Raw genomic sequence first — 15,369 nt, 5'->3', positions numbered from 1 at the left:
AATGAAAAATACTCCATCGACTTCAGATAAGAATCAGATTAGCAAGCTACGTAATAGCATACTTTATGAACTGAAATATTCTCTTGGAGTGATACTATCAACAGCATCATCCAGTGACATTTTTAGTGCATTAGCACTGGTCGTGCGACGCAACCAAACTGATGATTATTTTAACACTCGGGAACGACATCACCAGGCAAGAAAAAAACGTATCTATTATATTTCTATGGAGTTTTTAATTGGTCAATCTCTGCGGAATAACTTAATAAATCAAGGGATAATGGAGATAGCTAAAGCCGCATTAGAATCTCTTGGGGTAGATTTTGAAGTTATTGTAAAAAGTGAAGAAGATGCAGCATTAGGTAATGGGGGGTTGGGGCGCCTGGCTGCATGTTTCATTGATTCAATGGCAACCTTGGATATTGCTGGCTCTGGTCACGGTATAAAATACGAATATGGCTTGTTTCACCAACAAATTCAGGATGGACAACAAATAGAGAAGCCTGATGATTGGCACTCTGCACACTCACCCTGGCTAATAGAACATCAAAGTCAGGCAATGATAATTCCGCTGTATGGGCGCATAGTCGAAATAGAGGACCAGCAAGGAAATTACAATCCAATGTGGATGGATTGGAAAATAATTATTGGTGTGCCTCACGACTATCTGGTCTCAGGTTATATTAATCATACCGTAAACTCGTTGCGTTTATATAGTGCTTGCGCTTCAGATTCATTTGATATTCATATCTTTAATCATGGTGATTATCTGAATGCTGTTAATCAAAAAATAGCATCGGAAAATATCTCTAAAGTGCTTTATCCCTCCGATGAAGTGTTGGCAGGGAAGGAATTACGCTTAACACAAGAGTATTTTCTGGTGGCTTGTACATTACGTGATGTCATGCATGATTTCTTCTTACTTTCCAGTGATATTAACCAGTTGCCGGATTTTGTAGCCATTCAACTTAATGATACCCACCCGGCCCTAGCTATTGTTGAGCTAATGAGAATATTGGTAGATGAACATACTGTTGATTGGGATATCGCTTGGGATTTGACACAACGGGTTTGCGCCTACACCAATCATACTTTAATGCCAGAGGCGTTAGAGAAGTGGTCAGTTAATTTATTCGAGTTGTTGCTGCCTCGACATCTACAAATTATTTATGAAATCAACCGCCGTTTCTTACTGGAAATACATAGATGGCGTCCTGAACGTGCAGATTTATTAGCATCAATGTCTTTGATTGAAGAGACGCCTGAAAAGAAAGTTCGCATGGCCTACCTTGCTATTATTGGTAGTCACAAAGTGAATGGAGTGGCTAAACTTCATTCGGAATTAATTAAATCGAATCTTGTACCCGATTTTTATCATTTAATGCCAGAGAAGTTCACTAATCAAACCAACGGTGTTACACCTCGTCGCTGGATTCAGCAGGCTAATCCCCGGTTATCGACTTTTCTGGATTGTCACTTAGGCCATGAATGGGTTACCGACCTGACTCTTTTGACTAAACTTAAATCGTTAGCGAACGAACGTGACATTATTGCCGAACTGGCTGAAATTAAAAAATTTAATAAATTAAAATTAAGTCAGATAATTACGCGTCAGCAAGGAATAATTATCAATCCCGAAGCTATGTTCGACTGTCAGATTAAACGAATTCATGAGTATAAACGGCAATTACTCAACATCCTCTATGTGATAAACCTTTACCAGAAAATGCTGAATGGAAGAGGAACTATTTCGCCGAAAGTCCATATATTCTCGGGCAAAGCTGCACCGGGTTATGCCATGGCCAAATTGATCATCCAGTTGATTAATCAAGTTGCTCTTAAAGTGAACAATGATCCTAGAGTCAATGAGCAACTAAAAGTGGTTTTTTTAGAAGACTATAAAGTCTCGCTAGCGGAAAATATTATTCCAGCCGCTGACTTATCAGAGCAGATATCTACTGCGGGTACTGAAGCATCGGGTACCAGCAATATGAAGCTGGCGATGAATGGTGCTTTAACTATCGGAACGCTAGATGGCGCTAATATTGAAATTAGAGATGCTGTGGGTCATGAGAATTTCTATGTTTTTGGTTTATCTGCGGAGCAAATTGCTGAGCAAAGAGCTAAAGGACGGTCATCATATGATGAGTATTTATCTAATACAGAACTTAAAGAAACTGTTGATTCACTTATTTCAGGTGCTTTTCATGCCGATAAGAACCTGTTTTCACCGATATTTCATATGTTGGTGAGTCACGGTGACCACTATTTCCATTTGGCTGATTTTGATAGTTATTGTTACGCACAATATCAAGCATTGACCGATTATAGCGATACTTACAGTTGGCACAAGCGAGCATTAAACACGATAAGTGGCATGGGAGAGTTTTCCAGCGACAGGACTATTCGTGGATACAGCAAGGATATTTGGAGGGAGGACAACCTTAAGTGAAACATTACAAATCACTCACGGTATTACTTAGTGGACTCTTTTTCTGCCCGCTGGTGACTGCGAGTGAAACGACTAATCCACCAGCTGTTAAATTATTTACCAGCCCTTGGTCACGCCTTTTTTCTGGTGATGAGAACACATTTTCAACGGCATTAACCTATAGTTCGCCACTTAAAAAAAAGATGGTTAATGTACCTACAGGGAAATATAGCTCGGAGGAAGTATATAAACTAAATCAGCGGGGGCTTTTTAGTGTGCAGTATTCCCCAATAAGTTATCTTTTTGCCAATATGACGGTTCGGGTTCCATTACAAAATACCAGTAAATACAGTACCGATTTTGTTTATAGTTTTGGTTATGACGATTGGCATCCGGGTACTTTTAGTTTGGTTTATGGTAATTACAACGATAATAATAGTTTCTTCCCTGCGACAGGTGCTCAAAGAACACGGTTTGAACAAGGCTCTTGGACTTTGGGCTATAAATTTACCTTACCCAAGACGGTGGAGTCTGCATTATTGATTAACAAAGATGACTCACTGATTTGTCAAGTTGGCTATAGCTATGTGCCTCGTTATTACTCTGACGCTTCATCAACTATCAAAGAAAATAAGAACAGTTTTTTAGGGAGTTGTGGCTATACCTTACAACAGCACTATTTTTTGCGTTTGTCCGCGTTTTATTACCCTAACAAGAATCAGCAGCAACCTTGGAATTATGATTATACCTATAGTTTTGGCTATACGTCTGGCTACGCTCCGGGGTCCTGGTCGCTTTTTTATGGCAATTACACCGGGACTCGCTACCCGTGGCGGCAGAATGCAAATGCTAATTTTCGTAGTGGGACAATAAATCTCAGTTGGACATTACCCCTATAAATTGGAGGTGTAAGAATCTGTGCTACGCTTAATTACGCTATTAATAGTTAAGTGAGCATAATGTTTTTGTGGGTATGAAAGGTTCAGGGACGTTGAGCATCCTCTATCGACGATGATGTTTGATAAATTATGTTTACACGAAGCTCTTGGGTAACTTATGCAACCACATCCTTCCGCTACTGGTGTGACATCTATTCTTGTTGTTGATGATTCAGCAAGTTATCGCTTTTTACTGGTTAATCTACTAAAAAATTGGCAATTTACTGTTTTTGAAGCAGAAAATGGCCAAGATGCTTTGGCTATCCTTGATAATAATGCCATCAATATGGTGATCAGTGACTGGGAAATGCCAGTTATGGATGGGTTGAAACTCTGTACTACTATCCGTAAACATTATTCCGATAGGTATATTTACTTAGTATTGATAACCGTGCGGCAATCCGTCGAGGATTTGATCGCAGGATTAGATGCGGGCGCCGATGATTTTCTGTCAAAGCCGATAAATCAAAGTGAGCTACGCGCCCGATTACATGCAGGTGAACGAATATTAATGCTAGAGGCAACCCTCGATGCCCGTAATCAGAAACTGTCCCAAGCCTACCAACAAATAGAAGATGACTTGCAGGCTGCGGCAAAATTGCAACGTAGTGTTTTGCCAGCAGAAAAGCTAATGGTGAGTGGTTTTCAAGCCGAATGGATGTTTATACCCTCCGCGTATGTTTCGGGTGACTTGTTAAGTTTTTTCCAACTGGGAAATCAACACATTGGTTTTTATAGTATTGATGTTGCAGGGCATGGCGTGGCTGCGGCGATGCTCTCACTGTCAGTTGCACGCCAATTTCTTAATGGGCGCACGGTAGATAACTTACTGATTTCACTGGCAGATACTCCCTCTGGTTATCTAATTACCCCGCCACACAAAGTTGTGAGCGAACTTAATCGCCGTTTTTGTATAGAGAATGATGATATAGCCAGCTATTTCACTCTTATTTATGGCGTTATCGATGTTCAAACAGCGGGTGGGGTGCTTTGCCAAGCTGGGCATCCGACCCCCTTTATTGTCAGTAGTTCAGGTCAGATTACCCCTATTGGTGACGGTGGTGCACCGGTTGGACTTATTGATTCGATGGACTATCAGGACACTGCGTTCACTCTTGCTTCGGGTGATCGGCTCTATTTATTCACCGATGGCATTGTTGAGTGTGAAAACCCTGAGCAAGAGCTATTTGGAGAACGACGATTACAAGACTTACTGGCCGCAAGTCAACGTGACTGTGTGCAAACTGTTTTTGGGCAAGTACAGCAGGCACTGAAATACTGGCATCCGGTACAAAAAGATGAACATCAAAGTGATATTCAGAATGGGCGTTCTGTATTTAGTGATGATATCTCGTTACTGGTGATCGAACGCAATAACAATTCCCCTCTCCTGGCAGCATTGTAAGGAAGAAAAAATGAACTTTGAAACTCAGACAATTGACAATGTATTGGTGATAACCCCCTTGATCAGGCGACTCGATGCATCAGTTTCCCTGAAATTTAAGGAAGATATACAAGCAATGATCGCTCAGGGAGCCAAAAATATTTTATTGGATTTTAGTCGGGTAGATTTCATCGACAGTAGTTGTTTAGGTGCTCTGGTTTCGTTGTTGAAGACCTTAAATGGGAAAGGTGAACTGGCTATTTGCTCACTGAATAATAATATCCACGGAATGTTCAAATTAACCCGGATGGATAGGATATTTACTATCGGTGCTAATCAACCCGATACATTACAGCAGATGCATTCCGTAGCACCTTAATTTGTAAGGAATACCTATTTATGAAAGCCATGATCCTTGCTGCAGGGAAAGGAACCAGAGCCAGACCACTGACTACCATACTGCCAAAGCCAATGATTCCATTGATTCGAAAACCTATTATGGAATCGATTATTGAGCATTTAAGAAAATATGGTTTTAATCAGTTAATGGTGAATACCAGCTATCTATCTGTGGACATCGAGAATTATTTTCGTGATGGCCATGCCTGGGGAGTAGAAATAGGTTACTCCTACGAAGGTATTATGGAGGGTAATACTTTTGTTGACAATGTTCTGGGGTCAGCGGGTGGAATGAAACACATCCAAAATTTCTCAGGTTTTTTTGATGAAACTTTTGTCGTTGTCTGTGGTGATGCATTAATTGATGTAGATTTCGATAAGGTATTGGCTTTCCATCGAGCCAGAAAAAGTGTGGCAACCTTGGTGATGCGCCCAGTCTCAGCAGATCAGGTAAACAAATACGGTATTGTTGTTACTGATGAGCAGGGTAGAGTTAGTAAGTTTCAAGAAAAACCTAAAACCGAGGATGCATTATCAAACAATGCCAATACCGGAATCTATGTTTTTGAGCCAGAAATATTCGATTATATTCCTGATGGCGTTGAATACGACATTGGTAGTCAGTTGTTCCCCAAACTTGCTGAATTAGGTGTTCCTTTCTACGGTATTGCCTTGCCCTTCCAATGGGTTGATATTGGGTCTCTACAAGATTTTTGGCATGTAAATCGCATGATCCTTAATCAAGATTTACCCGACTATCCCATGCCGGGAATTAAAATTGCACCTCAAATCTGGTGTGGACTTAATGTTAAAGCCGACTTTTCGACCTTAGATATTGAAGGGCCAGTCTATATTGGTAGTAGTACAGAAATACAGTCTGGCGTAACGATTAAAGGGCCTACAATTATTGGTGCGGGGTGTTTATTAGAGCAGGGAGCTGTTATCGATCAAAGTTTTATTGCTGATTATACTCGGGTCGGGGGTATTGCGCATTTGCATCAACAGATGATTTTTGCTGGGAAAGTTATCTCACCAGACGGTATGTCCATTGATTTATCTGAGGCGGGTTTAAACTGGCTCATTGATGATAAACGGCGTAAAGATATTATTATGGCAGAGAAATCTTTGTTCGATGAATTCCTACATAAAGATACGTTGATATGAGTTATCACCAGCGTGACTCACAGGGCTGGTTAATGAGAATATGTTTGCCTGCTTCCTTGTCTAGCCTGAATGTTTTACATGAAAAGTTACTACAATTTATTCAACCCTTAAAGATTGATTCATCTAGCAGTTATGCTATGGAACTTGCATTAAATGAAGCATTTATCAATATTGTAAAGCATGGTGTTAACTATGATGCCACCCAAGATATTACTATTGTGATGCATTATGGCAATAATCAACTAGCTGTGACCTTACAAGATAAAGGAAAGCCTATACCTACAAAATTTTTGCAAAATAAAAGTGGGTTGTCTCATATTCCTGAGTTGTCAGCGCCGGATTCTTGGCCAGAAAATGGGATGGGATTGATGATGATGTTTAATGCCGTTGATGACATCAGTTATAAAGTGGAAGAGGGCATCAATTATCTATCGCTGATAAAGAAAATAGAAGAGTAGGCGTAAAAATTATGTTTATTCATAAAATAATGCTCTTCGAACTCCCCCTTAAAATGGGCTGATTTATCTCACTTATCTTCATGGATTGACTGAGGTTGTGATAATGGCTTTTTATTTCTCTTCGTTTGAAAACAGGAAACCACCATCACCACTCAAAACTCATTGGGCTACTGAGTTTTTATGGCAAAGTCTGGCGGTTGCAGCGCTTATCTTGGGGGCAAATTATATCCGCTGGCGCTGGATGAATTCACTGAATTACGATGCGCTTTGGTATTCCATCCCTTTGGTAATGGCTGAAACACTAGCCTATATTGGTTCTGCTTTATTCACTATCAACCTCTGGAAAGTCAGAGATATTCCTGTACTCCCAGTACCTGAAACAATCGATGACTGTATAGCCGCGGAAGAGATGCAAGAAAGGCGTCAGATAAAAGTTGATTTGTTTATTGCCACCTATAATGAAGATGTCGAATTAGTGCGTTTATCGATTCGGGATGCACTCGCCGTAACTTATCCCTTCTCCTTGGATTATCGCATTCATGTATTAGATGATGGTAAACGAAGCGAAATGGAGGTTGTTGCAAAAGAAGAGAGGGTTAATTACTTAAGTCGGGAAAATAATATCGGTTACAAAGCAGGTAATCTCCGCCACGGGCTGGATATGACGGACGGTGACTTTATTATTATCTGTGATGCAGATACCCGAGTTTTCCCCACAATATTGACTCATACTTTGGGTTATTTTCGTGATGTTGATGTTGCCTGGGTCCAGACTCCTCAGTGGTTTTATGATTTACCACAGGGCAAGCGATTACCTGAATGGGCAAAGAAAAAGTTAGGTTCAGCAGGTTATTTTGTTGGTAAAGGGATTGAAAAATTGGTTGGCCCGCTTACTGTGGGGCATGATCCCTTTTTTAATGATTCGCAAATGTTTTACGATGTTATTTTACGCCGACGTAATTGGGCTAATGCGGCTTTTTGTTGTGGCGCCGCATCAATTCATCGTCGTGAAGCTATTATGCAAGCTGCACTGCGTCGCTATGTAGATAATATAGAAGATGAGATCGAGCAATATACGGGCGACCTAACTGATAAAGAAACCAAAGCAGACTTGGCTAAGGCCATGTTACCTCATGTGGTGCATGATACCGAGCTGATGCCATATAAATTTCATGTTTCAGAAGATATCTATACTTCTATCGTTTTACATGGTGATCCAGGCCGTAAATGGCGATCTGTCATGCACCCGCAAATAGAATCAAAAATGCTTTCACCGCAGGATTTGTTGACCTGGATGATCCAGAGATTTAAATATGCGGCTGGTTCAATGGATATTGCCTTGCATGACAGACTTTTCACTAGTAAAAGGATTAAGCTCAGTGCAATACAAAAATTAATGTACGGAACTACTTTTTGGTCCTATTTTGCCTGTATCTGGAATACGGTATTCTTGATTGCCCCATTAATTTATCTTTTTACGGGGATCCCCCCCGTTTCGACTTACTCATCTCCTTTTTATTTGCATTTTTTGCCCTTCATGATTGTCTCTGAATTAGCATTTATGTTTGGCACCTGGGGTATATCAGCGTGGGATGGGAAATCGTCTTTTCTTGCTTTATTTTCCATGAATCTACGAGCTCTTGATACAGTACTAAGAGGTGAGAAAATCAAGTTTCATGTGACGCCCAAAGAACGCCAACAGGGCAATTTTTTATCCTTAGTTAAACCTCAGCTCGCCATTATTGGGCTGACGTTATTGGGGTTGATTTGGGGGGCGATTCAGATAGCCGTAGGGAACATAAAAGATCCCTCAGGTTTTGTGATCAATATCTTTTGGGGAGCTGCAAATATTGCAGCCATGATGCCGATGGTTTTAGCCGCATTTTGGCAACCCGAGCATGCTGAATCCACCGGACAGGAGGGGGCTTGATGTCATTCAAATATAACCTCCTCAAGGCGAGAAGTTATCTGGCGATGGTGATCGGTATTTTAATCGCATTTTCTATTGTGTTGTATGTCGAAAAGAACTCTCAAGATATGGAAGATTCTCGTGTCCATATCACCACCAGTATTGGCAGACCATTAACACCAGTTCCTCGACCATTGAGTTCCGAAGAAGTAATTTGGGCTAAGGCTGCATGGCAATATTTTATTAATAATACTCAGCCGAGTGGTTTAGTGAATTCCGTGGATAAATTCCCATCGTCGACAATGTGGGATACCAGTAGTTATTTTATGGCGCTGATTTCAGCGCAACGAATTGGTATTATTCAACAAGATGAGTTTGATACCCGAATCAGTAATGCATTAGGTGCATTGGCTAAATTGCCACTATTTGAAGGTAAATTACCTAATAAAGCCTATAATACACAGACTCTATCTATGGTTAATTATATTAATCAGCCCAGTACGAAAGGTATAGGCTGGTCGGCTATTGATATCAGTCGAATGATGGTGCCATTAAATATATTGGTCTGGAGTTATCCCCAGCATGCTGTCGAGGTCAATAAGGTTATTTCACGTTGGCAATTAGATGCGCTAGTGGTCGATGATCAATTACAAGGTTCGGTAGTTGATGATAAAACTCAGCTCATTTCATTGCATCAGGAAGGGCGTATGGGGTATGAGCAATATGCGGCACGGATCCTGCAATTAGTGGGTATTAATGCTAGCTTAGCCCTTGATTACACTGTACATCTACAATTTATTAAAGTTGAAGGGATATTGGTGCCAGATGATGATCGTGTCTCGCAAAAAGAGGGGGCAAATACATTTATCGTCAGTGAACCCTATATCTTGACCGGCTTAGAGTTGGGTTTTGATCTTTATTCATCAGAACTAGCCTGGCGGGTTTTTAAGGCTCAGGAAAATCGTTTTCAGCGTACTGCTATATATACCTCTGTCAGTGAGGATCATGTGGATCAAGCTCCTTTCTTTATTTATAGCACACTCCATTATGCTAATGAAGATTGGGCGGTAATTACGGACAAAGGTGAGCGTGTCAATCAGTTACGACAGTTATCAACCAAATCGGCATTTAGTTGGTATGCCTTGTGGCGCACACCTTATAGTGAACAGACACGGAATCAATTAAATAGCTTGATGGATTCGAACAAAGGTTGGTATAGCGGAATTTATGAAGTTAACAATAAAATAAATACTTCACTAAATGCCAATACCAATGGCGTGGTGTTAGAAAGTTTGGCTTTTATCAAGGGTGGAAAACTACTTTGTGCTGCCTGTACTCAGGTGATGCAATCCGTTGGCGCAACAGATAAACAACTAAGGTAGGAAGGTTTTATGATGGGAAATCAGTCATTTTTGATAAGGTTAAGTCTCATTGTTAAGGCTGGCTGCTTGATTTTGATACTCCTGGCCATACCGTCTTTTAATACCTTTGCTGAATTACCTGGCAATAAATTAGCGTCTGAAAACTACCCTGTGCGGCACGGTGAGTTAACGCCCAGAGAGATGGCGGTTGCAGTTAATGCCTGGCAATATTTTGTCCATAATTTACAACCTACAACTGGGCTTGTTAATGCAGTTAATAATTATCCTTCGACCACAATGTGGGACAGTGCATCTTATTTGGCGGCACTGGTGTCGGCGCGCGAGTTGGGTATTATTAATAAGGAAGAGTTTGACCACCGAATGTTACCTTTTTTAAAGACACTGAATAATATTTCACTATTCCAAGGGCAATTACCCAATAAAGCTTACAACACCATAACTGCTGAAAAAGTTAACTATATGAATAAATCCGGTGAAATAGGATTTTCAGCTATTGATACTGGCCGTATGTTAATTTGGCTGAAAATTATTAAAGAACGTTATCCTGAATATGCCAATAGCATTGATAACGTGGTCTTAGGTTGGGATTTTTCACATGTTGTCGATGATTGCGGTACGTTATATGGTGCGATATTAGATAAAAATAACACGCCTCAGTATGTACAGGAAGGGCGACTGGGTTATGAAGAATACGCCGCCAGTGGTTTCCAACTTTGGGGTTTTTCTACCTGTCAGGCATCGCGCCCTGAACCTTATGATTTGGCTAAAATTTATTGTGTATTAGTCCCTTATGACTCTAGGGATGCACGCAAAACGAATCAACACAACTATGTAGTTACCGAGTCGTATATCTTACATGGCCTTGAGATGGGGTGGGATCGCAGTAATGATCGGGCTAATAAAGCAGCGAGCTACAGCCATCCGTGGATGAAAGACTTCGCCAATCGCGTCTATCAGGCACAGGAAAACCGCTATCGTGAAACGGGAATACTGACAGCGCGTTCGGAGCATCAGTTAGACCACGCCCCTTACTTTGTTTATGACACGGTTTTTTCCGATGGCTATAACTGGAACACAATTACCGATCAGGGCTTTTTTGTCCCTGAAAATGCGGCAGTGTCATTAAAAGCTGCGCTAGGCATGTGGGTATTATGGCATTCGCCGTACACTGACCGATTATTTGATGCAATAGAAAATGCTAACGTTAAGGATATCGGCTTTAACGAGGGCCTCTACGAAAATGGTAAAGGGCCAATTAAAGAGTTTACGGCAAATAATAATGGCATCATGTTAGAAGCGCTATTATTTAAAAAAGCAGGGAAAATACTCCGTTTCACCAGTGGTGATCCTAGCCATAAAGATTATATTCCCTCGTTGTGGGAACGGCAGTTAATTAATGCTTTTGATGATAATAACAGTAAAAGGAATCGGCCGTATATTGATGCAACACCGAGCTTAGCCGCATTTTGTGATCAAACGGGCATTGCGATACGTAAAGCACCAGATTGTAAGAGCTGCCAGTGTGCTCAGTGTCAGGATGAAAGCAGCAGTAATAATTTATTTAAATTACCGGCGGCAACATCATCATGCGCAAAACAGTGAAGTCCGCCGCTTTTGCCTGGGTTATTGGTGCTGGGCTACTGGGTGCTGCATTTACGGGCGGTATGTTTGTGGCAAGCAGTATTACTCACAGCTCTGTTGCCTATTCTGCCCGTAGTGGTGTGCTATCTGATAATGAACAATTGTGGGCGAAAGTAGCTTGGCGTTACTTTGTTAATAATACGCAAGTGAGTACTGGGTTGGTTAATTCTTTGGATAATTACCCGGTTGTTAATCTCTGGCAAATCGGCGACACACTTGTCACATTAACCGCAGCAGCCCAATTAGGGTTGATCAATCGTCAGGAGTTTGATCAGCGCCTCACACTATTATTGGCAACAATAAGTCATTTACCTTTGGTGGAGGGAAAAACGCCAAATCTGCTTTACAACACCGCCAACGGACAGATGATTGATTATGCTCACCAGCCAAAACCACTGGGGTGGTCTGCACAAGATATCGGCCGCTTAATGATAGGTTTGAAAGTTGTTGTGCGTTTTTATCCTGAATATGCTGAGTATTTGGATAAGGTCCTATTACGATGGAATTTCTGTCAGATTATTGATGGTCATGGTGAGTTACTGAAATCAGCGACTGTTAATGGCAGATTTATAGCCAAACCCGAAGGCGTTTTGGGTTATAGCGAATATACCGCTGGTGCGTTTGGTCTGTGGGGTTTTCCTGTAGGAATATCAGCTAATCTTCCCTATAACACCACGTTTATTTATGACATACCTATCGATTTTGATATCAGAGATGCTCGAACAACCTATGTACCCTCTATTGTCGTCAGCTTGCCTTATTTACTTACTGCAATGGAATTAAAAAGCACCCCAATATTTAAACAGCAAAAAAAACGGATAGATAATATCTATCGGGTACAAGAAATACGGTGGCAAAAAGAACATATATTGACGGCACGTAGTGATTATTTCACCTCAGTTGCGCCATATCACGTTTACGATACGGTGTTCGCTAACGGTTATCATTGGAATACGATTAGCGAAGACGGGCAATTTCATCCTGACCTGGCGTTGGTATCAACCCGTGTAGTTTTTGGCTTATGGGTTTTGTGGAATAGCCCTTATACCGATGCATTAATGCAGTTGACTCAGATGCAGTATGATGAACAACGCGGATGGTATGAGGGGCGTTATGAAAATAATGGTGCCTATAACAAAACAATTAGTCTGACGACAAACGCTATGGTATTGGAAACGCTGCTCTATAAAGCGGCGGGGAGTTTAATTAATAGCGACTCTACCGCGGGATATCTGGATGTGCGCATGAGTGATATTTTTTCACGACCACAATTATGCCTGCCGCAAGAAAGAGTCATCCGTCGACAGGCGGCATCGAAATGAACATTAATTGCTGGTGCAGGGCTTCTATTTTAAGTTTGGGATTTCTTTTACAACTTATCTCGTCGGTTGTTGTTGCTCAGTTGCCATCCACTTTAGATTTGTCCGGTCAGTGGCGAATACGGGATGGCAATCCGCCAGCTTCTGACGCCTGGAGTGACACCCTGGATGACAGCCAGTGGCAACAGTTGAAAGTGCCCGCTAATTGGTACAGTGAGGGCGTCGATCATCAAGGCGTATTATGGTATCGCACCCGGTTTACATTACCGGTTTTAGATACCGATGATATGGCGACCTTGGTATTCGATGGCGTCGATTATCAAACGGATATTTGGCTCAACAGTCAACGAGCGGGGCAACATAAGGGGTATTTTCAGCGGTTCAGTATCGATATCACCGATATAGCCCGAATAGATAATGTGCTGGCTATGCGTGTAGATAGCCCTTACGAGACTCCGGGCAAAATTTGGTCATTTCGTAAGCAACTGATTAAGGGCGTGTTCAACCATCATGATACTCGGCCCGGTGGCGCGTGGTCGGATCACGGACAAGATGCTAATTCAGGCGGTATCTGGGCTCCGGTAACGTCACATATCAGCCGTGGCGCTGTTATAGACAATGTACTGGCCGTGCCTGACTGGTCACGGGGGCTTGCACATCCGATTCTGAAGGTGAGTTTGGATTATCGTGCTAACCACAACCGCCCCGTTGTTATGTTGCTACGCCTGATACCCGATAATTTTATCGGCCAATCTTATCAACTGGAGAAAAGTGTTTCATTGGTTGCCAGTCAGCATAATGCACAAGCTCTCACCGCTAATTTTCTGCTTGATAACCCCGCATTGTGGTGGCCGTCTGGTCATGGGAAACAAAATCTTTATCGGCTGGAGGTCAGTTTTTCAGACCGTTTAGGCATGATGGATGTGACTCATGTTCGCACTGGCTTACGGCGAATTGCGATAGACCCCCAACAGCAAAGTTGGTCAATCAATGGCAAGCGACTATTCATAAGGGGGACGAACTATATTGGTAGCCCGTGGCTGGGAAGCCTGACACCGACAGATTATCGCCATGACTTACTCATGATGCAGCAGGCAAACATCAACGCCATACGAGTACATGCCCATGTGGCTGGGCGGGCGTTGTACGACCTGGCTGATGAGATGGGGATACTGCTCTGGCAAGATTTTCCACTGCAATGGGGATATGACGATTCAGCCTCTTTTGCCAGAGAGGCTGCCAGGCAGGCCGCGGATATGACACAGCAGTTTGGCAGCCATCCAGCGATTGTATTGTGGTCTGGGCACAATGAACCGCCCTGGGATGCCACATGGATGCAATATCGTTATTCAGACTGGCGGCCTGACATCAACCGGGCGTTAACCGCGAGCGTCGCGCAGGTGCTCAGTCAGGACCATAGCCGGATCACTCATGCTTACTCGTCCACTGCTGAACACTACTGGCAAGGGTGGTACTCAGGGCAGAAAAGTGATCATCTTAAACCGGCAACTACCTCAATCATCAGCGAGTTTGGCGCACAAGCCTTACCTGACCTGGCAACGTTAAAAACGATAATTCCGCACGCTGAGCTGTGGCCCAAAACGGCGGATAAACAAGATGAAGGCTGGCGTATCTGGGCATACCATAACTTTCAACCTCATGAGACATTTGAATTAGCTAAAGTGACTCGCGGGCCAAATATCAATACGTTTATCAAGAACAGCCAACAGTATCAGGCAAGTTTAATCCAACTCGCCGCAGAGAGTTATCGACGCCAACGTTATCAACCCGTTGCTGCATTATTTCACTTTATGTTTACTGAAAACTGGCCGTCAATTAACTGGGGCGTGGTGGACTATCTCCGCCATCCTAAGCCGGGTTATTTTGCTTTGCAGCGAGCTTATCAGCCGGTTTTACCCTCTATAGATCCGAAAACAGAAAATTGGGTGCAGGGGCAGAGAGGGCGTATTGATTTATGGGCCATCAACGACCGTTGGTTCAACTATCAAAAGGCATCATTACATTGGAAAATATTGCAAAGTGGTATGATTTTATCTAAAGGATCGCGGAACATAAAATTAATGGCGGATAGCGGTCAAAAGGTGATTGAATTGCAAGTTATACCTCGTAGCGTTCAACCAATGAATGTAATGAGTGACATTATTAACGAACAGGGTGAGATATTAGGCCACAATGAACTACAAATTTACATTCAACCCTAACTAATACTGTTTATTATTAGCAGAGAACACTTAAGCTAGATTTGATTGTTGCCAATACTATCTTAAATTACAGAGTGATCCTATGCTTTAGCCAATAGTGATTATAAGGGTATAGATATTAT

11 protein-coding genes are annotated in these 15,369 nt (G+C 42.0%); all 11 read left to right on the top strand.

From position 1 onward, the window contains the following. Position 1 precedes the first annotated feature (1 nt). The 11 genes from V1955_RS13910 (at position 2) to V1955_RS13860 (ending at position 15,247) form a co-directional block, all read left to right on the top strand. The gene (locus V1955_RS13910) at positions 2–2,452 is read left to right on the top strand and encodes a glycogen/starch/alpha-glucan phosphorylase (protein ID WP_083159238.1); all 2,451 of its coding nucleotides are present in this window, start codon (positions 2–4) and stop codon (positions 2,450–2,452) included. A 53-nt stretch (positions 2,453–2,505) separates the two neighbouring features. After that, a complete protein-coding gene (locus V1955_RS13905) occupies positions 2,506–3,330 on the top strand; it encodes a hypothetical protein (protein ID WP_420073170.1) in 825 nt (274 codons plus the stop codon). A gap of 157 nt (positions 3,331–3,487) precedes the next feature. Next, positions 3,488–4,774: a PP2C family protein-serine/threonine phosphatase gene (locus V1955_RS13900; RefSeq protein WP_083159237.1), complete on the top strand. Its 1,287-nt coding sequence runs from the start codon at positions 3,488–3,490 to the stop codon at positions 4,772–4,774. 10 nt (positions 4,775–4,784) lie between these two features. Then, positions 4,785–5,132: an STAS domain-containing protein gene (locus V1955_RS13895; RefSeq protein ID WP_083159236.1), complete on the top strand. Its 348-nt coding sequence runs from the start codon at positions 4,785–4,787 to the stop codon at positions 5,130–5,132. A 20-nt stretch (positions 5,133–5,152) separates the two neighbouring features. Next, positions 5,153–6,316, top strand: coding sequence for a sugar phosphate nucleotidyltransferase (locus V1955_RS13890; protein WP_372568945.1), 1,164 nt, complete (start codon positions 5,153–5,155; stop codon positions 6,314–6,316). Next, the gene (locus V1955_RS13885; protein WP_227746543.1) at positions 6,313–6,774 is read left to right on the top strand and encodes an ATP-binding protein; all 462 of its coding nucleotides are present in this window, start codon (positions 6,313–6,315) and stop codon (positions 6,772–6,774) included. The genes V1955_RS13890 and V1955_RS13885 overlap by 4 nt, the downstream gene beginning before the upstream one ends. Positions 6,775–6,877: 103 nt before the next feature. Beyond that, positions 6,878–8,704, top strand: coding sequence for a glycosyltransferase (locus V1955_RS13880; RefSeq protein WP_442821055.1), 1,827 nt, complete (start codon positions 6,878–6,880; stop codon positions 8,702–8,704). Beyond that, positions 8,704–10,065, top strand: a complete 1,362-nt coding sequence (locus tag V1955_RS13875) for a DUF3131 domain-containing protein (RefSeq protein ID WP_442821054.1) — start codon at positions 8,704–8,706, stop codon at positions 10,063–10,065. Before V1955_RS13880 ends, V1955_RS13875 begins: the two co-directional genes overlap by 1 nt. 12 nt (positions 10,066–10,077) lie before the next feature. Continuing rightward, positions 10,078–11,667 carry a DUF3131 domain-containing protein gene (locus V1955_RS13870; RefSeq protein ID WP_442821444.1) on the top strand — a complete coding sequence of 530 codons (1,590 nt, stop codon included), beginning with the start codon at positions 10,078–10,080 and terminating at the stop codon, positions 11,665–11,667. Continuing rightward, positions 11,652–13,028, top strand: coding sequence for a DUF3131 domain-containing protein (locus tag V1955_RS13865; RefSeq protein ID WP_372568947.1), 1,377 nt, complete (start codon positions 11,652–11,654; stop codon positions 13,026–13,028). Before V1955_RS13870 ends, V1955_RS13865 begins: the two co-directional genes overlap by 16 nt. Further along, the gene (locus tag V1955_RS13860; RefSeq protein ID WP_442821053.1) at positions 13,025–15,247 is read left to right on the top strand and encodes a glycoside hydrolase family 2 protein; all 2,223 of its coding nucleotides are present in this window, start codon (positions 13,025–13,027) and stop codon (positions 15,245–15,247) included. Before V1955_RS13865 ends, V1955_RS13860 begins: the two co-directional genes overlap by 4 nt. The last annotated feature ends 122 nt before the right edge of the window (positions 15,248–15,369 follow it).

The sequence above is a fragment of the Yersinia sp. 2545 StPb PI genome (assembly GCF_052217125.1).
GTDB lineage: Bacteria > Pseudomonadota > Gammaproteobacteria > Enterobacterales > Enterobacteriaceae > Yersinia > Yersinia enterocolitica_E.
Note: the sequence above shows the minus strand (reverse complement) of the source record. Positions and strands in the feature narration are given on the sequence as shown.